17 protein-coding genes are annotated in these 16,862 nt (G+C 62.4%); 7 read left to right on the forward strand and 10 right to left on the reverse strand.

Annotated features, from left to right (window positions below; translation table 11 throughout):
• Positions 1–37 precede the first annotated feature (37 nt).
• From argB to ATN84_RS03295, 3 genes are read left to right on the forward strand one after another with little or no spacing between them, the layout of a single operon-like run.
• A complete protein-coding gene (argB, locus tag ATN84_RS03285; protein WP_068880073.1) occupies positions 38–931 on the forward strand; it encodes an acetylglutamate kinase in 894 nt (297 codons plus the stop codon).
• Positions 932–981: 50 nt separating this feature from the next.
• On the forward strand, positions 982–1,692 hold the full coding sequence (locus ATN84_RS03290) for a pyrimidine 5'-nucleotidase (RefSeq protein ID WP_068880074.1): 711 nt from the start codon (positions 982–984) through the stop codon (positions 1,690–1,692).
• Positions 1,693–2,592: a DUF817 domain-containing protein gene (locus ATN84_RS03295; RefSeq protein ID WP_068880075.1), complete on the forward strand. Its 900-nt coding sequence runs from the start codon at positions 1,693–1,695 to the stop codon at positions 2,590–2,592.
• On the opposite strand, the gene ATN84_RS03300 is transcribed toward ATN84_RS03295, so the two are convergent.
• Positions 2,580–3,419: an LOG family protein gene (locus tag ATN84_RS03300; protein ID WP_201026304.1), complete on the reverse strand. Its 840-nt coding sequence runs from the start codon at positions 3,417–3,419 to the stop codon at positions 2,580–2,582. The two genes, ATN84_RS03295 and ATN84_RS03300, sit on opposite strands and share 13 nt — an antisense overlap.
• A 205-nt stretch (positions 3,420–3,624) precedes the next feature.
• Between ATN84_RS03300 and dapD the strand changes: the two genes are divergently transcribed.
• A complete protein-coding gene (gene dapD / locus ATN84_RS03305; protein WP_068880076.1) occupies positions 3,625–4,479 on the forward strand; it encodes a 2,3,4,5-tetrahydropyridine-2,6-dicarboxylate N-succinyltransferase in 855 nt (284 codons plus the stop codon).
• Positions 4,480–4,659: 180 nt separating this feature from the next.
• On the opposite strand, the gene ATN84_RS03310 is transcribed toward dapD, so the two are convergent.
• From ATN84_RS03310 to ATN84_RS03325, 4 genes are all read right to left on the reverse strand, one after another.
• A complete protein-coding gene (locus tag ATN84_RS03310) occupies positions 4,660–4,905 on the reverse strand; it encodes a hypothetical protein (RefSeq protein ID WP_068880077.1) in 246 nt (81 codons plus the stop codon).
• A 93-nt stretch (positions 4,906–4,998) separates the two neighbouring features.
• Complete coding sequence (locus ATN84_RS03315) at positions 4,999–5,229, reverse strand: hypothetical protein (RefSeq protein ID WP_068880078.1); 231 nt, start codon at positions 5,227–5,229, stop codon at positions 4,999–5,001.
• 373 nt (positions 5,230–5,602) lie between these two features.
• Entirely contained in the window at positions 5,603–8,911 is a 3,309-nt protein-coding gene (locus tag ATN84_RS27990; protein WP_082766070.1) for an autotransporter domain-containing protein, read from the reverse strand.
• A 241-nt stretch (positions 8,912–9,152) separates the two neighbouring features.
• Positions 9,153–9,737: a transglutaminase-like cysteine peptidase gene (locus ATN84_RS03325; RefSeq protein WP_068880080.1), complete on the reverse strand. Its 585-nt coding sequence runs from the start codon at positions 9,735–9,737 to the stop codon at positions 9,153–9,155.
• Positions 9,738–9,955: 218 nt separating this feature from the next.
• On the opposite strand from ATN84_RS03325, the gene dapE reads away from it, so the two are divergent.
• Both dapE and ATN84_RS03335 read left to right on the forward strand, forming a co-directional pair.
• The gene (gene dapE, locus ATN84_RS03330; protein WP_068880081.1) at positions 9,956–11,143 is read left to right on the forward strand and encodes a succinyl-diaminopimelate desuccinylase; all 1,188 of its coding nucleotides are present in this window, start codon (positions 9,956–9,958) and stop codon (positions 11,141–11,143) included.
• Between the two features lie 7 nt (positions 11,144–11,150).
• A complete protein-coding gene (locus ATN84_RS03335) occupies positions 11,151–11,774 on the forward strand; it encodes a hypothetical protein (RefSeq protein ID WP_068880082.1) in 624 nt (207 codons plus the stop codon).
• A 49-nt stretch (positions 11,775–11,823) separates the two neighbouring features.
• Here the strand turns inward: ATN84_RS03335 and truA are convergent, their stop codons facing one another.
• From truA to def, 3 genes are all read right to left on the reverse strand, one after another.
• Positions 11,824–12,576, reverse strand: coding sequence for a tRNA pseudouridine(38-40) synthase TruA (truA, locus tag ATN84_RS03340; RefSeq protein ID WP_068880083.1), 753 nt, complete (start codon positions 12,574–12,576; stop codon positions 11,824–11,826).
• Between the two features lie 216 nt (positions 12,577–12,792).
• Positions 12,793–13,809, reverse strand: coding sequence for a methionyl-tRNA formyltransferase (gene fmt / locus ATN84_RS03345; RefSeq protein ID WP_068880084.1), 1,017 nt, complete (start codon positions 13,807–13,809; stop codon positions 12,793–12,795).
• A 9-nt stretch (positions 13,810–13,818) separates the two neighbouring features.
• Complete coding sequence (gene def / locus ATN84_RS03350) at positions 13,819–14,349, reverse strand: peptide deformylase (RefSeq protein ID WP_068880085.1); 531 nt, start codon at positions 14,347–14,349, stop codon at positions 13,819–13,821.
• Positions 14,350–14,461: 112 nt separating this feature from the next.
• On the opposite strand from def, the gene ATN84_RS03355 reads away from it, so the two are divergent.
• Entirely contained in the window at positions 14,462–15,730 is a 1,269-nt protein-coding gene (locus ATN84_RS03355) for a DNA recombination protein RmuC (protein WP_068880086.1), read from the forward strand.
• Between the two features lie 50 nt (positions 15,731–15,780).
• Here ATN84_RS03355 and ATN84_RS03360 read toward each other — a convergent pair whose 3' ends face one another.
• Positions 15,781–16,074: an Rdx family protein gene (locus ATN84_RS03360; RefSeq protein WP_068880087.1), complete on the reverse strand. Its 294-nt coding sequence runs from the start codon at positions 16,072–16,074 to the stop codon at positions 15,781–15,783.
• 553 nt (positions 16,075–16,627) lie between these two features.
• Positions 16,628–16,819, reverse strand: a complete 192-nt coding sequence (locus tag ATN84_RS03365) for a hypothetical protein (protein ID WP_068880088.1) — start codon at positions 16,817–16,819, stop codon at positions 16,628–16,630.
• Between the last annotated feature and the right edge of the window lie 43 nt (positions 16,820–16,862).

The raw sequence follows: 16,862 nt of genomic DNA on the forward strand, positions 1-16,862 counted from the left end.
TCAATCGCCCACTCTTCCTGCGGAGCCCGCGATCCCCATGCCCAACAACTCAGAAAATCCGGCAATCCAGGCTCAGCTTCTCTCCGCCGCCCTGCCCTTCATGCAGCGCTACGAGAACAAGACGGTGGTGGTCAAATATGGCGGCCACGCCATGGGCAATCCGGAGCTGGGGAAGGCCTTTGCACGCGACATCGCGCTCCTGAAGCAATCGGGCATCAACCCGATCGTCGTGCATGGCGGCGGGCCGCAGATCGCGGCGATGCTCGCCAAGCTCGGCATCGAATCCCGCTTCGAGGGCGGCCTGCGCGTCACCGACGAGAAGACGGTCGAGGTAGTCGAGATGGTGCTTGCCGGCTCGATCAACAAGGAGATCGTCGCTCTGATCAACGCCGAGGGCGAATGGGCGATCGGCCTGTGCGGCAAGGACGGCAACATGGTCTTCGCCGAGAAGGCCAAGAAGACGGTGATCGATCCCGATTCCAATATCGAGAAGGTGCTCGATCTCGGCTTCGTCGGCGAGCCGGTCGAGGTGGACCGCACGCTGCTCGACCTTTTGGCGCGCTCGGAGATGATCCCGGTCATCGCGCCGGTGGCGCCGGGGCGCGACGGCCACACCTATAACATCAACGCCGATACCTTCGCCGGCGCGATCGCCGGGGCGCTCGCCGCCTCGCGCCTCCTGTTCCTGACCGACGTGCCAGGCGTGCTCGACAAGAACAAGGAGCTGATCAAGGAGCTCTCCGTTGCCGATGCGCAGGCGCTCATCAAGGACGGCACGATCTCCGGCGGCATGATCCCCAAGGTCGAAACTTGCATCGACGCCATCAAGCGCGGCGTCGAGGGCGTGGTGATCCTCAACGGCAAGACCCCGCATTCGGTGCTGCTCGAACTCTTCACCGAGCATGGCGCCGGCACGCTGATCGTTCCGTAAGGCGAGCGGGACGTCTGGTTTTCGCCGCGATTCATGGCATAACATTATCCATGATCAACACGCCCCCTCCCCAAGCATTCACCCATATCACCGACTGGGTTTTCGATCTCGACAATACGCTCTACCCGCACGCGTCGAACCTGTTCTCGCAGATCGACGTGAAGATGACGAGCTATGTCGCGCAGCTCCTGCAATTGCCGCGCGAGGAAGCGCGCAAGGTGCAGAAGCAGTTCTACAAGGAATACGGCACCACGCTGAAAGGGCTGATGGAGCGCTACCAGATCGATACCGACGATTTCCTGGAGAAGGTGCACGACATCGACTATTCCTGGCTCGCGCCCGATCCGGCGCTGGGGGCGGCGATCCGGCAGCTTCCGGGGCGCAAATTCATCTTCACCAACGGCAATCGGGGACATGCCGAACGCTCGGCGCGGCAATTGGGCATCCTCGACCATTTCGACGACATCTTCGATATCGTCGCGGCGGATCTGACGCCGAAGCCGGCGCGCGAGACCTATGACAAGTTCCTCGGCCTGCACCGCGTCGACAGCCAGCACGCAGTCATGTTCGAGGACCTGGCGCGCAACCTCGTCGTGCCAAAGGCGCTCGGCATGAAGACGGTGCTGATCGTGCCCAAAAATTTCGAACCAACCTTCTCGGAAATCTGGGAAAGCGACCCCGAATATACGGACCAGGTGGATTACGTCACCGACAATCTAGCGGAATTCCTGGAAAGCATCCTGCAGGGAAGGGCCGCATAGTTGCAGGCCGAAAAGCGGTTCACATCGGTCGAAGCGCGCATCGACGCGGCCGCCCATGCGCTTCTCGACCGCATGCCGCGTCACGGGTTTTCGAGCGCACTGGTCGAGTTTCTGGTGTTCGGGCTCAAACAGGCCTGGGCATGCCTTTTCGGCGGGGCGATGCTCGGCCTCATCATCGCGACGAAGTTCATCTGGAGCGATGCCGGCGGCATGCCGCTAGCGCGCTACGATTTCCTGTTCATCGCGGCGCTGGTCATCCAGCTCGGCATGCTGATCTTCAAGCTCGAAACCATTGCGGAAGCCAAGGTCATCCTGATCTTCCATGTCGTCGGCACCGTGATGGAGATCTTCAAGACCCATGCCGGCTCATGGATATACCCTGAATACAATCTGTTGCGCATCGGCGGCGTGCCGCTCTTCTCGGGCTTCATGTATGCGGCGGTCGGCTCCTATATGGCGCGCATCAACCGCATCTTCGACATCCGCCTCAACCGCTACCCGCCCTTCGCCGCCACCGCGCTGCTGGCAGCGGCGATCTACGCCAATTTCTTCGCCCATCATTATCTGCCGGATGTGCGGCTGGCGCTCTTCGCCTTCACCGCCCTCCTTTACTGGCCGACGATGATGCACTATCGCGTCTTCCGCTTTCGCCACCGCATGCCGCTGCTCCTGGCCTTCCTGCTGGTGGCGCTGTTCATCTGGCTCGCCGAGAATATCGGCACCTGGTCGCGGGCGTGGCTCTATCCCGGCCAGGCGGCGCACTGGGCGCCGGTTTCGCTGTCGAAGCTCGGCTCCTGGTATCTCCTGATGATTATTTCCGTCGTGCTGGTGACATGGGTGCATCCGCCACGACCGCTCGAAGACGGGACCGAAGCGGGTAGGCGCGATCAGAGCTCATAGAACGTCCTGATCTTGTCCCATGCCTCCTCGGCGGTATCGACGAAGGTGAGAAGCTCGACATCGGCGGGCGAGATCGTGCCCTGCTCGGCCAGATATTCGATATTGATCGCCTTCGTCCAGAAATCCTTGCCGAACATCAGCAGCGGCACGCGCTCCATGCGGCCGGTCTGGATCAGCGTCATCGTCTCGAAGAGCTCATCCATGGTGCCGAAGCCGCCGGGAAAGACCGCGAAAGCCTTGGCGCGCATCAGGAAATGCATCTTGCGGATGGCGAAATAGTGGAAGTTGAAGCAGAGATCCGGCGTCACATACTGGTTGGGCGCCTGCTCGTGCGGCAGGACGATGTTGAGGCCGATGGTCGGCGCACCGACATCGGTGGCGCCGCGATTGCCCGCCTCCATGACGCCCGGGCCGCCGCCGGTGACGATGACGAATTCGCGGTAATAGGTGGAGGCGGAATATTGCGAGCACAGGCGGGCGAATTTGCGCGCCTCCTCGTAATAGCGCGAATTCGCTTCGAGGTTCTTCTTCTGCGTCTCGTTCTTGGCGGCCCACGCCGCACCGCCCGGCTCCGGAATACGGGCGCCGCCGAAGAGAACGACGGTCGATTTTATGCCCCGGTCCTCGAAGATCATCTCCGGTTTCAGAAGCTCGAGCTGCAGCCGCACCGGGCGCAGTTCGCGGCGGGTGAGAAAGTCCTGGTCGGTGAAGGCAAGCTTGTAGGCGGGCGCGCGGGTCTGCGGCGTATCGGGCACCGTCTCCGCGTGCCTGATGTCCTCGCCTGAATGGGGGAATGGCGTCCAGCCGTTCTTTTCCATCGGATCCATGCTTTTTCCTACTCCATTGCCATTCCATCGGCCGGCCTGCCGTTGGCCGCGCCGCTTTCGAGACACACAGGACCGCTCCCGCGATTGACCCTTCTGCCGCCTTCGCTTATCAGCCTTAGGCCGTTTCTACATAAGCGCGGCCGCCGGTCCGGAACAGGGAGTTTAGCCGGCGGATCGTCAACAGCCCGTTAGGAGCCATTTCCCGATGTCCAAGCCAGATCTCGCCAGCCTCGAAAAGATCATCGACAAGGCCTTCGACGAACGCGACGGTATCAACACGCATACCCGCGGCGAAGTCCGCGACGCCGTCGAACATGCGTTGACCGCGCTCGATCGCGGCGAAGCCCGTGTCGCAGAAAAAGGCGCTGACGGCAACTGGCATGTCCACCAGTGGCTGAAGAAAGCCGTGCTCCTGTCGTTTCGCCTCAACCCGATGGAGATCATCAAGGGCGGTCCGGGTCAATCCGTGTGGTGGGACAAGGTTCCTTCGAAATTCGATGGCTGGAGCGCCCATGAATTCGAGAAGGCCGGCTTCCGCGCCGTGCCGAGTTGCGTGGTGCGCCGCTCGGCCTATATCGCCCCCAACGCCATCCTGATGCCCTCCTTCGTCAATCTCGGCGCCTATGTCGACGAGGGCACGATGGTCGACACCTGGGCGACGGTGGGCTCCTGCGCGCAGATCGGCAAGAACGTTCACCTTTCCGGCGGCGTCGGCATCGGCGGCGTGCTTGAGCCGATGCAGGCCGGACCGACGATCATCGAGGACAATTGCTTCATCGGCGCGCGCTCGGAAGTGGTGGAAGGCTGCATCGTGCGCGAAGGCGCCGTCCTCGGCATGGGCGTCTTCATCGGCAAATCAACGAAGATTGTCGACCGCGCCACGGGCGAAGTCTTCTACGGCGAGGTGCCGCCCTATTCCGTCGTTGTCGCCGGCACCATGCCGGGCAAGAACCTGCCCGATGGCGAACCCGGCCCGAGCCTCTATTGCGCCGTGATCGTCAAGCGCGTCGACGAGAAGACGCGTTCGAAGACCTCGATCAACGAATTGCTGCGGGATTGATTTCAACGTTTCATCTTTGAGGGGATGTCGGAGCTATTCCACCCCCCTCTGGCCTGCCGGCCATCTCCCCCGCGACAACAAGAAAGCGGCGAAGCCGAGCTTCGCCGCTTTTCGGTACCAGTCCCGAGACGGTCAGGGGACAGCCGGACTGGAGAACGGCCTGCCTGCCCGCCTCAGATCTTACTCGCCGTTTGCCGGAGAGGCATCGCCGAAGCGGTGCGCGGCCGGATTGGTGGCGTTGACTGTCGTCTCCGGCGCTTTCCGCTGCTGGATGCTCGCGGTCGGCGTATAGTCGACGCGGCTATGTGCGGAAGGCGTATGGTCGTTGGCATAGAGGTCGGCGGGGATGCCGAAATTCGGGTTTTCGGCAAAGGCGGCGCCAGCGCTCAGAGCGAGGGCGGCGGCAGCAAGAACGATCTTTTTCATTTTCTTCTTCCTTTCGTATCACCCCATTGGATGGCGGGTCGCTTTCAAGCGTTGCCCGCCATCCGCCGGGGAGATAGGCATTATCGGTATGGATTACTGCTGGTTGGCAGGCGACGCATCACCGAAACGGTTTGCGGCCGGATTGGTCTGATCGACGACGGACTTGCCGATCGAAGCCGGAGCGGCATAGTCGACCTTCTGCGCGGCGACAGGCGTGCTGTCATTCGCATAGAGATCAGCGGGCGTACCGACATTCGGGTTTTCGGCGAAGGCAGCGCCGGCGCTCAGAGCGAGGGCAGCAGCGGCAAGAGCGATCTTCTTCATGTTCTATCTCCTTGAACTTTCCCGGAACGGCTGGTGTTGTGGGAGGGATCGCCGTCCCGATGCGGCTCAGATGGGAGACGACGGCCGGGAATGCCAATAACGAAAATGTTCAAAAGCTCACGGATTTGTGTTCTTGAAATTCCGCTACCGGCTTACTATTCGGGAAAATAATTATTTAAAATCAGTATTTTACTGCTTTTTTACATTCTCACGGGATCGTTACCCGGCTACCATTGTTCGGATGATATGAACAGTGTGTTCTAATGGAGCGTTCAATAATCGAGAACGATGGGCTTGATGCCCCATTTTCATGACAGCCGGATGACAGCCATCCCCGGATTCCCCCGGGAATGGCCCATTTGGGATAAAGCCTTTAGAACTTTACCTGAAGCTTGGCGTTAAAGCCGTTCTGCTTGACCTCACCGCCGAACTGCCCCTCATAGGAAACACCCAGCGTGGCGGCATTGGTCAGATCAATGTCGAAACCGGCCTCGATAATCGCCGCATCCTCGGCAATCGGTGCGCCGGCAACCGTGAAGGCATCGGATCCGGCGAAGGCCTGGGTGGCGAGCGGCGTCGTGTCACCGAACCCATGCCGCCAGCCGGCCATTCCGCGAGCCGTGGCCTGCATTCCGCCAAGCATGAAACCGGTCGAGGCGCGCAGGCCCAGCGTGGTGAAGGTGACATCGGTCGTGTTGCTGTCGCCCGACAGGGCCGCTGCCCCGCCTTCTTCGTCAAATCCGTCCGCGTGCAGGCTCACATGGGCCAGATTGGCGAAGGGCTCGAAGGAAACCCCTGATGTATCGATGCGGTAGCCGAACTCACCGAACGCCTGGAACGTGCCGGCATCATATTCGCCTTTCAGGCTGTCGGCCAGGCCGGGAATGGCGACGGAACGGCTGGTCTCGATATTGTGCCAGCTATAGGCTAGGCCGGAGCGGAAGCCGAGCTGGCCCCATTGCGTGCCGCCATAAAGGCCCAGATGATAATTGTCGCTGGAGCCGGAAGCATTACGGCCATCCGCATCGAACGACAGCCGTCCATAGCCCGCCATGACGCCGAGCCGCCAGGTGTCGGCGACCACCGTATCGACGCCCATCAGGAAACCGCCCGTGGAGGTGTCGAGACCGGCAGCATTGCTGTCACCATCGAAACTGCCCCAGGAGCCGAAGGCATGGCCCCACGCGGCGAGGCCCTGCGTCTGATCGCCCGCGATGGGCTTGATCCCGTCCGGCCCATAGGCGAGCACCGGCATCGCCGCCGCGCCGACCCCGTCGAAGGCCGCGCGGAGGCGGTTCGCCGCGGCATCGCGGACGAAGCGGCTGTCCTCGATCAACGCCGATTTGACCGAGGCATGGATTTCGCCCGAGAGCTGATCGAAGCTGTCGCGGATGAGATCGCCATCGTCCGGGAGTTGAGCAACGGCGCTATAGACCGGGCTTTTCCCATCAAACCCGATGCTCTCGATGCCGTTCGCCGCGGCGATCTGGTTGCGCGTGCGCGCGGCGGAGGCGAAGCTGCGATCGTTACGGCTGAGTTGGAGAGCGACCGTGCCCTGCCCGTAGTCGTAACGGAGTTCCGGCGTCAAGAAGGCGAAATCGGAGGTCACGCCTTCGAACGCGCCGTTGAGCGTGCCCGCCGACAGGATCGTGTAGGTCGAGGCGAGATGATAATTGCCATTGGCGCCGATATGCGCGACCGAGCCGCCCTTGAGGTCGGCCGTGCCGGTGACCTGGACGAGGTCGCTTTCGATGCCTTCGGGATTGACCTCGACCTGATAGATCGAGCCTTTCTCGAAGGTAAGCCCGCCATCGACTTTCAGCGTACCTATGCTTGCGCCCGGCGCCAGCGTGCCGCCCGCGGCGACCGTCGTCGTGCCGACGGTACCGTTGCCCCCGAGCGTGCCGCCCGTGACGTCAATGAAGCCGCCAAGACGGCCATCGACCCGAAGCGTGCCGGCGGCGATATTGGTGGTGCCGGCAAATGCCGAGCCGTCACCGGTGAAGCGAACCACACCCTCACCGCGCTTCTCGAATAGGCCGGTGCCGGAAATGCTGTTGGCAAGGCTGCTTTCAACGAGCGTGTTCAGCACCAGCTGACCAGCCGCATCGATCTGGATCGCGCCGGTGCCGAAGGCATTGCCATTGGTGCCAACCAGCATGCCATTGCTCACGACCGTGCCGCCGGAATAGGTGTTGAGCCCGGTCAGCATCAGCGTACCGGTTCCCTGCTTGGTCAGCTTGCCGGTTCCGCCGATATCGTTGCGCCAGGCGTCGAAGGCGTTAAAGCCGTCGAGGCTCTTGTCCATATTGACGGTGACATCCTGCCAGAATGCGCCATAGCCATCGGCTGCCGCGAAGAGGTTGAGGCGGCCATAGCCTTCCGGATCGTCCATGGCCGGCAAACCGGACGGCAGGGCAGTGGTGGCCAGCACCGCGCGGCGCTGGTCAGCCGTCAGATAGGGCATACGGGTTTCCAGCAGGACTTCCGCACCCTTCGGCACATAAGCCGGCTTATCCGTTGCCCCAATGGGCGCAAAACCATAGGTCATGCGCGCGGCGACATAGGCCGCATTGGCTTCGCGGCTTGCGAAACGGTCCACCGACAGATCAGCCGCATGGGCTGCGACATAGAGATCAGTGGCCGTCGTTGAATTCGTTTCCTTTTTCAGCCAGGCCTGGGTCTGCTCATAGGCTTGGGCCTTGAGGACCTGAGCACTCGCCTGATTGAGGTTGTACACCACCGCCGCAGTGCCCAGCATACGACCGCCGATCACATCGAGCGGCGAGTGCATGCCGGCGAGGATGCGGCTATCGCCCATCACCACGGCGCGTGTGATGAGTTCCTGGAACCGTTGCGGCACGAGATAGGCCATCGTCAATGCATTGCGCCAGGCTTCGGCGGTATGGCCGCTCGGGAAGCCGCCATCGGTGACCGGCGTACTGCTCTTGGCTGGCTCCAGCGTGGGCACAACCTGTACATCGCTCGACCAGCGCCACGGACGGGCATATTTGAAATAACGTTTTGCCGGCTCGGTCGAGGCATCCGCGCCGACGAGGCCCAGAAGATCGACAGCAAGTCCAAGATCGGGATTGCCGTCGCTGCCGATGCCCCTGTTGTTACCCCCGTCATCATATTTGACGGTCGTGGCATCGGCCGGAACATCAAGGATGGTGGTGAATTGTTTGGTGCCCTTCACCCAGGCATCCTGAAGCGGCCCGAAACCATCCAGCATGCTGATCGCCTTGCTGCGCCGATCGTCGAGATAGGCTTCGGTCGCCTGCTGGGCGGTGCGATTGCGCGTGGCGTCGATCACATATTGGATGTTGTGATCGTGTACGGCCTGGTTGAGGATCCTGCCATCCGTGGCGCTGCCGGGAATGCCGTCCCAATCCGTCGTCGGAACCGCGGGAAACTCACCATTTGCGGGCGCCGAAGTGCCTGCGTCCACGAAAGGCGTGCGCGGCTCCCAGATATCCAGGAAGCCGCTGAGCAGCCTGACGGCGGCATTGGTTTCCTTGGTGGCATAACGCGCATCCCCCCGCTGGTTGGTTGCTCCGGTGTCCACATAGGCCGGAACATCCTTGTTGAGGTAAGCTTCCTGCGCCATGGCGATTGCCGGACAGGCGCTAAACAGCAGGCAAAGTGCTGTCGATACGCGAAATTTTTTAACCAGTGACAATGCAGCCCCCTTTGTGAACCAATTCACAGTCGAATGAGGCTGCCCGTTTAGTGATTGGATTTATATCTTATGTGACAATCATCTGAATTTTTGGATTCTTTCCGGGTATTTCTCGGCTTTATGATCCGCCGAATCCAGCTTTCGAAAATCGCAATCCGCCCTCTCCCCGTCGGGGAAAGGAAGGCGGAACGGAGCGGTGGTCCACCGACCGGCGGACCGGTCCGCGAGGCGCTCTATGCGATCAATTCGACGCAATCTCGGCGGCGCGGCCGGCAATGCTGACCCAGCGGCCGGAATGGTTGGGCGCCTGCATCTTCACATAATGATAGCCGGTGCTTTCGACCGGCAGGACATCATTGCGCAGATTGTCGAGAACAAAATCGCCCTTGTTCGTCCTCACCGTGAGGATGATATGGGCCTCACCGCTGTTGCGGACCATGGTGATCAGCAATTGCGAAGCGCTGAAGCCGGAGGCGAGCAGCTTCGCCCGCTTCAGCAACACATAGTCCTCGCAATCGCCCATGCCCTTGGCCGGCATCGTCCAGTAATCGCGCTTGCCGTAGACTTCGAGATCCGATTTCGGCTTGACGGCTGCATTGACCGAGCGATTGACCCGCTCGATCGTCTTCCAGCGCGCACTGGTCAAAGCGATCGGCGGCAGAACGCGATGCGCCCCGCACTGGCCGCGGTTGCGCTGACAGAATTCCATGTGGCCGTAAGGAATGCTGGTCAAACCACCGGCGGAAAGCCGCTGCGCCGCTTCCGCAATACCCACTGAACCGGCGAGCACAGTCGCCACTGACGCCACGATCGCAAATCTGCGCATCGTTCGTTCCCCTTTACCGTTATCAGACGTGGCCCGTTTGCCGGGCTTCTTCGGCAATGTGCCGTTAACTAACGATGTCAGTCACAGCGAGGTCAAGTTAAATTTATATGTCGGTTCATATCTCGGTGATACGAACTAAGCGGTAAGCAGCCTTTTCCACGATCCGATTAAAATAGCTGGTGCAGCCCTCTTGCAACTCCTGTAATGACAATCAAGCCATGACATTGCCCATCGATCCCGTCGAAAATCTCGCCCTCCTCATCCGCTGCCCCTCGGTGACGCCGGCCGAAGGCGGGGCGCTGACCGCGCTCGCCAACATGCTGAAACCGCTTGGCTTTTCCATCGAGCGGCCGGTCTTCTCGGACAGCGGCACGCCCGATATCGAGAACCTCTATGCCAGGCTTTCGGGCAACGGGCCGCATCTGATGTTCGCGGGCCACACCGATGTCGTGCCGCCGGGCGACGAAAGCGCCTGGAAGCATCCGCCCTTCTCGGCCACCATCGACAATGGCGAAATCTACGGGCGCGGCGCCGTCGACATGAAAGGCGGCATCGCCTGCTTCGCCGCGGCGGTCGCGCGCCATGTGGCGGAGCACGGTCCGGTCAAAGGCAACATTTCCTTCCTCATCACCGGCGACGAGGAGGGGCCGGCGATCAACGGGACGGTGAAGCTGCTCGAATGGGCAAAAGCCAAGGGCGAGCACTGGGATGCGGCTGTGGTCGGCGAGCCGACCAATCCGGAACGGCTCGGCGACATGATCAAGATCGGCCGGCGCGGCTCGGTGTCCGGCACCCTTGTCGTGCATGGCGTGCAGGGGCACGCCGCCTATCCGCATCTTGCCGAAAATCCGGTGCGCGGGCTTGTCACGCTGGTCGAGGCGCTGCTCGATCCGGCTCTCGACCAGGGCACCAAGGATTTCCAGCCGAGCAATCTAGAGGTGACGACCATCGACGTCGGCAATCCGGCGACCAACGTCATCCCGGCGAAGGCGACGGCGGCCTTCAACATCCGATTCAACGACAGCTGGACGGAGGAGACGATCATGGCGGAAATCCATAATCGTCTCGACCGGGCGGCGGCTATCACCAAGCTGCGGCCGGGCCGCGAGACGGCGATCAATTACGAGCTTCTCTGGCGCGACCGGCCAAGCCCGGTTTTTCTCACCCGCGACGAGAAGCTGATCGGCACGCTCAGCGCCTCGATCGAGGCCGTGACGGGGCGAAAGCCGCAGCTTTCCACCTCCGGCGGCACGTCGGATGCCCGTTTCATCAAGGATTACTGCCCGGTGGTGGAGTTCGGGCTGGTGGGGCAGACCATGCACATGGTCGACGAACGTGCCGCATTGCCCGATCTGGAAATGCTGACCAGAATCTATCAACGTTTCCTGGCGGATTTTTTTGGGTAGCGCTTCCATGCCAACGCTCGACGACATCCATCGCTATCTCTACGGAAGCTGGCGCATGATGCGCGGGCGGCCGGATGGTCTCATCCATCTCGACATATCGGCCGAGGGGTTCTGGCAGTCGTTTTACGCGATGGTGGTGGCCATCCCGCCGCTCTTCGCCGGGTGGGTCGCCTATGCGGCGGATCTCGCCCGGGGCGACGACGAGGCGGCGCTGCGGCTCAGCATCGTCATCCGCACCGCGATGGTGGACATGATCTCCTGGGTGCTGCCGATCGTCGCCATCGGCCTTCTCGCCAGGCGCATCGGCATCTCCCGTCGCTTCGCGCCCTATGTGATCGCATCCAACTGGGGGACGGCGCTGATCGCCTGGCTGTTCGTTCCCGCAACGCTGCTGCGGCTGTTCTTTCCCGCGCCGCAGGAGATCATGGCGCTGGTCTCGATCATCCTGTTCGGCCTGTCGATCGTCTTTTCCTACCGGCTGACGCAGGTGGCGCTGCAAAGGCCGCACACATTCGCGCTGCCCTTCTACGTCGTGCTCTTCATCGGATCGATCTTCATCACGCTGATGCTGCAGCACCTGCTCGGCATCGATTATCCCGGCCCGTCCGACAGCACGTTGCTGCGTCGGTGAATACCACACCGTCATCCTCCGGCTTGTCCCGAGGATGACGGAGGGGGCGTTAAAACGGCTCGTAATCGACCCCGATCAGGTACAGCCCGTAGGGCGGCGCGACCTGCCCGCAGGCCGCGCGGTCGCGTGCTTCGAGCGCGGCAACGAGATCATCCGCCTTCCAGCGGCCGACGCCGACTTCCATCAGGCTGCCGGCGAGCGAGCGCACCTGATTGTGCAGGAAGGAACGGGCCGAGGCGCGGATCTCGACGAGCTCGCCCCTGCGCGTGACATCCAGCCGGTCCAGCGTCTTGACCGGGCTTTTCGCCTGGCATTGCGAGGCGCGGAAGGTGGTGAAATCATGCTGGCCGAGGAGCCGCTGCGCGGCCGCATGCATCGCCTCGACATCGAGCGGCTTCGACACCCACCAGGCGCGGTTCGCCTCAACGGCTATGGGCGGGCGGCGGTTGACGATGCGGTAGAGATAATGGCGCGCAGTGGCGGAGAACCGTGCATCGAAACTGTCCGGCACGCGCTCGACATTCAAGATCACCACCCGCTCATCGGCCATTACCAGATGGGCGTTCAGCGCATCGCGCACCTTGGCGGCGCCCCAGTCCTTCGTCAGGTCCACATGGGCAACCTGCGCCAGCGCATGAACGCCGGCATCAGTGCGCCCCGCTGCTCCCAGCGTGACGTTCTCGCCGCAAAACTTGCGGATCGCCTGCTCGATCGCCGCCTGGACGGTATGGCCATTTTCCTGGCGCTGCCAGCCGGCATAGGGCGTGCCATCATATTCGATGGTAAGCTTGTAGCGGGGCATGTTAGTGCCATTCTAGGGGAAGCGTTGCGCCAGCACCCCCCTCTGGCCTGCCGGCCATCTCCGCCACACGGGAGGAGATTGGCTGACATGGCCCATGGCGCTCATTCTGCAACGTCTGGAGTTGGTGCGGTAGGTCTATGAAAGCGTAATCTCCCCCCTTGAGGGGGAGATGGCCGGCAGGCCAGAGGGGGGTGACAGATCGTAAAGCCGCGCGCATCAGAAAACCCGCGTCACCGGCGCTCCACGCAGAAACTCAGCAGCGGGAAGCGGCTTTCCGCCGGCCTTCTGCAACAGCGTGAGCTTTACTGCGCCCTCGCCGCAGGCGACTGTCAGACCGTCGCCCGTAAGGAGCGCGCCGGGCGTTCCCTGCCCTTCTGCCAACGTGGATTTCAGCAGCTTGACCCGCTCAGGTTTGCCTGCCCCGCCCTTAAGCTCCCTACGGTCGCTGGCGGGGACATGGTTTTCTGCCCCGCCTTTAAGCTCCCTACGGTCGCTGGCGGGGGCCCCGATCTCCATCTCGCACCACGCTCCCGGAAAGGGCGACAATCCGCGAATGCGGTTGTGGATGTCGCGCGCATTGCCCGTCCAGTCGATGCGGGTTTCCGTCTTGTCGATCTTGGCGGCGTAAGTCACGCCTTCCTCCGGCTGCGGCGTCAGCGTCAGGCTGTCACGCTCGAGCGCGGCCATGGCGCGCACCATCAGGTCGGCGCCTGCCATACTCAGGCGGTCGTGCAGCTCGCCTGCGGTCATGTCGGGCGCGATCGCTACTTTCTCGGCCATGGCGACCGGTCCGGTGTCTAGCCCTTCATCCATCTTCATGACCATCATGCCGGTCTCGCGGTCGCCCGCCATGATCGCGCGCTGGATGGGCGCTGCGCCGCGCCAGCGCGGCAGGAGCGAGGCGTGGCCGTTATAGCAGCCGAGCCTGGTGCCTTCGAGGATCGGGCGCGGCAGCAGCAGCCCATAGGCGACGACCACCGCCACATCGGCCTGCAATGCACGGAACGCCTCCTGCTGCTCGGCGCTCTTCAGGCTCTTCGGCGTGCGCACCTCGATGCCGAATTCTTCCGCCTTTTGATGCACCGGCGATTTCGTCAGCTCCAAGCCACGGCGCCCGGCCGGACGGGGCGGCTGCGAATAGACGGCGGCGATCTCATGGCCCTGGCCGATGAGCGCGGCCAGCACCGGCACGGAAAATTCCGGCGTGCCCATGAAGATGACGCGGAGCGACATGATGCGCCCCTAGACCGCGAGCCGGCTCGGCGGACGGTCCTTGGCGAGCTTCTTGAACCTCTTGACCACCATGTCGCGCTTGAGCTTCGAGATGTGATCGATGAAGAGCACGCCGTTCAGATGATCGATCTCATGCTGCAGGCAGGTGGCCATCAGCCCTTCGGCGGCGATTTCCTGGGGCTTGCCTTCCCGGTCGAGATAGGTGACGCGCACGCTCGCAGGCCGCTCGACCTCGGCATAATAATCGGGGATCGACAGGCAGCCTTCCTCATAGGCGCTGCGCTCCTCGGAAGAGGCGACGATCTGCGGGTTGATGAAGACATGCGGCGCCTTCTCCTCGTCCTCCTTGGAGAGGTCGATGACCAGCATACGCAGGGGCTCGCCCACTTGGATGGCGGCAAGGCCGATGCCCGGCGCGGCATACATCGTCTCCAGCATGTCGTCGGCAAAGGCGCGCAACTGATCGTCGACGCGCTCCACCGGCTTCGACAGCTGGCGCAGGAGGGGATCGGGAAGGATGACAAGCGGCTTGATAGACATGGCTTTCACCTAATCGCTCGGGGGCCGAGCGTCAATGGACCGAAATCGTTCCCATAAAAAATGTTCCTGTTTTGATCTCACATTGGCGGCGCGAATCGGATAGGCTGCAATCATGGACACGAATACCCTTCTCGCAGCCCCGCTGTTCCAGCTCGGCGTGCACACGGTTTCCGTCGGCGGAGCATTGCTTCTCGGCGCGGGCATCGTCGTGCTTTTCGCGTTTATTTTCCTCGCCGCGGCATGGCGATCGGCCCGCGCGCGCGCCATTGCCGAGGTGCAGGCGGCGGAGCGCGCCCGGGATGCCGAAATGCGCATGGCCGACATTCTCAAAAGCCAGGCCGAGATGCAGGGCCGGATGCAGACCATGGCCGAGGTCTTCGGCGCCAGGCAGGCGGAGCTTAACCAGTCGATCCGCGAGCGGCTGGACGGCATGACAAGCCGCATCGGCGAGACGATGACCGAGCAGAGCAAGTCGACGCACGAGAACCTCGCCAAGCTGCAGGAGCGGCTGGCGGTGATCGATACGGCGCAGAACAACATCCAGGCGCTGGCCGGCCAGGTGGTGCAATTGCAGGCGATCCTCGCCAACAAGCAGACGCGCGGCGCCTTCGGCCAGTCGCGCATGGAGGCGATCATCGCCGATGGCCTGCCGCAGGGCGCTTATGAATTCCAGGCGACGCTTTCGAACAGCAACCGGCCGGACTGCCTGGTGCGCATGCCCAACGGCATGCCGTCGCTGGTGATCGACGCCAAATTTCCGCTGGAAGCCTGGAGCGCCATCCGCGACGCCGAGCTGCCTGAGGCGAAGAAGGCGGCAATCGCCCAGTTCCGCAGGGATATCGAGGTGCATATCCGCGACATTTCGACGAAATACCTGATCCAAGGCGAGACGCAGGACACCGCCTTCCTGTTCGTGCCGTCGGAATCGATCTTCGCCGAGATCCACGAGAATTTCGAAGGGCTGGTGCAAAAAGCGCACCGGGCGCGCATCGTCATCGTCTCGCCCTCGCTCCTGATGCTGTCGATCCAGATGATCCAGGCCGTCCTGAAGGATGCGCGGATGCGCGAGCAGGCGCATCTGATCCAGGGCGAGGTGATCCGGCTGATGGAGGACGTCTCGCGCCTCGACGATCGGGTGCGCAAATTGCAGACCCATTTCATGCAGGCCAACAAGGACATTGACGACATCCTTGTCTCCTCGGGGAAGGTGACGAAGCGCGGCGAGAAGATCGAGGCGCTGGAATTCGGCGAACAGCCGGCAGCGGCCGGTGACGCGCCCGTGGCGGCGCAGACCGCCCGCGGCGAAGCGAAGATCGCCGACAGCAAACCCTCCGACAACAAGGTCGGCCAATTGCGGCTGCGCGTCGTCGAGGAGGAGTAGGCTGGCCAAGCCAGTGGCGGCAGGGGCCGGCCTTGCTTGGCTGGCGGTTCCTATTTTTCCGCGGTGTGGCCGTCGGAATGGCCAAGATCGCGCTCCGGCCAGACGATATTGCGCACAAGCTGCTTCAAGACTTTCGCCTCGGGAAAGCCGCCGTCGCGCTTGCGCTCCCAGATCAGCTTGTCGCCGAGCCGGATTTCGAAAATCCCGCCGGTGCCGGGGATGAGCGCCACTTCGCCCAGATCCTGGCCGAAGGTGGAAAGCAGCTCCTGCGCCATCCAGGCAGCGCGGAGCAACCAGCTGCACTGTGTGCAATAGGTGATGGTGATGCGTGGTTTGTCGGTCATGTATCGGGTGTTAGCACATTGCGCCGGCAAGGGAAGAGGGACTCTTTTCCGCTGCCCGTAAGCTCCTCGCCTGACGGCACCTCGCTGGCAGCGGAGGATCGTTACCACGCCCGCTCTCGCGTCTGGTCATTGAGAAGAACACCCCGAACCGGGAATGGGAAGACGGGCGGTCATGCGAACGCTCGATCTTTGGTTTGTTTGACTGCGGTCACAGGATCGCCCGTCCGGCGATTTTCGTCTCCGCCCCTTCCAATCACGGAAAAAGCCGGCGGCATCTCGTGCAGGTCTGTCACCCCTGCACCCGATATCCGCCGCTCTCCCCGCTTCGACGCCTGTTTCCGGCGCCACCGGTCGTAGTGCCGGCGAGGAGCGCTTGGGCGGAGCCTCCCCAGCCCCACCGTTCGGCAGCGATGAACCGGAGGCGCCGGTCCTTCCCCGCAAAACGCCGTCCCGAGCCGCGTTCCCAAGGGAAGAACTGCGGTAAGGATAAAGGGAGAGTGGGATCTGCGGGATAAGTTTTTGGAAGGAGGGCTGCGGTCGCTCGCTTTGCCGCCTATTGCGCCATCTGCTCTTCCTGCTCCCGCGTCAAAGGCTTGATCTCGGGTGGCAGCGGCTCAACCGCCGGATAAAGCGCGGTCGGCCTTACCGGCCGGGGTGAGGCGCAGGCGGAGAGAGCGGCAACGAGAATCAGTGCGGAGAGGAGTTTCATTGCCGTGGCGGTAGGAGAACTGTGCGGCGCAATCATGGCGCTATCTGCCGAACTTCCAACGCCACATCTATTAGATATT

The sequence above is a fragment of the Paramesorhizobium deserti genome, assembly GCF_001558695.1.
Taxonomy (GTDB): domain Bacteria; phylum Pseudomonadota; class Alphaproteobacteria; order Rhizobiales; family Rhizobiaceae; genus Paramesorhizobium; species Paramesorhizobium deserti.

Bases quoted from the DNA above. Each gene is read 5' to 3' on its own strand.
- ATN84_RS03335 (WP_068880082.1), top strand. From the start codon at position 11,151: ATGCCAACGCTCGACGACATCCATCGCTATCTCTACGGAAGCTGGCGC.
- ATN84_RS03310 (WP_068880077.1), bottom strand. From the start codon at position 4,905: ATGAAAAAGATCGTTCTTGCTGCCGCCGCCCTCGCTCTGAGCGCTGGC.
- ATN84_RS03325 (WP_068880080.1), bottom strand. From the start codon at position 9,737: ATGCGCAGATTTGCGATCGTGGCGTCAGTGGCGACTGTGCTCGCCGGT.
- dapD (WP_068880076.1), top strand. From the start codon at position 3,625: ATGTCCAAGCCAGATCTCGCCAGCCTCGAAAAGATCATCGACAAGGCC.
- argB (WP_068880073.1), top strand. From the start codon at position 38: ATGCCCAACAACTCAGAAAATCCGGCAATCCAGGCTCAGCTTCTCTCC.
- ATN84_RS03355 (WP_068880086.1), top strand. From the start codon at position 14,462: ATGGACACGAATACCCTTCTCGCAGCCCCGCTGTTCCAGCTCGGCGTG.
- def (WP_068880085.1), bottom strand. From the start codon at position 14,349: ATGTCTATCAAGCCGCTTGTCATCCTTCCCGATCCCCTCCTGCGCCAG.
- ATN84_RS03300 (WP_201026304.1), bottom strand. From the start codon at position 3,419: ATGGATCCGATGGAAAAGAACGGCTGGACGCCATTCCCCCATTCAGGC.
- ATN84_RS03290 (WP_068880074.1), top strand. From the start codon at position 982: ATGATCAACACGCCCCCTCCCCAAGCATTCACCCATATCACCGACTGG.
- ATN84_RS03315 (WP_068880078.1), bottom strand. From the start codon at position 5,229: ATGAAGAAGATCGCTCTTGCCGCTGCTGCCCTCGCTCTGAGCGCCGGC.
- dapE (WP_068880081.1), top strand. From the start codon at position 9,956: ATGACATTGCCCATCGATCCCGTCGAAAATCTCGCCCTCCTCATCCGC.
- truA (WP_068880083.1), bottom strand. From the start codon at position 12,576: ATGCCCCGCTACAAGCTTACCATCGAATATGATGGCACGCCCTATGCC.
- ATN84_RS03365 (WP_068880088.1), bottom strand. From the start codon at position 16,819: ATGATTGCGCCGCACAGTTCTCCTACCGCCACGGCAATGAAACTCCTC.
- fmt (WP_068880084.1), bottom strand. From the start codon at position 13,809: ATGTCGCTCCGCGTCATCTTCATGGGCACGCCGGAATTTTCCGTGCCG.
- ATN84_RS03360 (WP_068880087.1), bottom strand. From the start codon at position 16,074: ATGACCGACAAACCACGCATCACCATCACCTATTGCACACAGTGCAGC.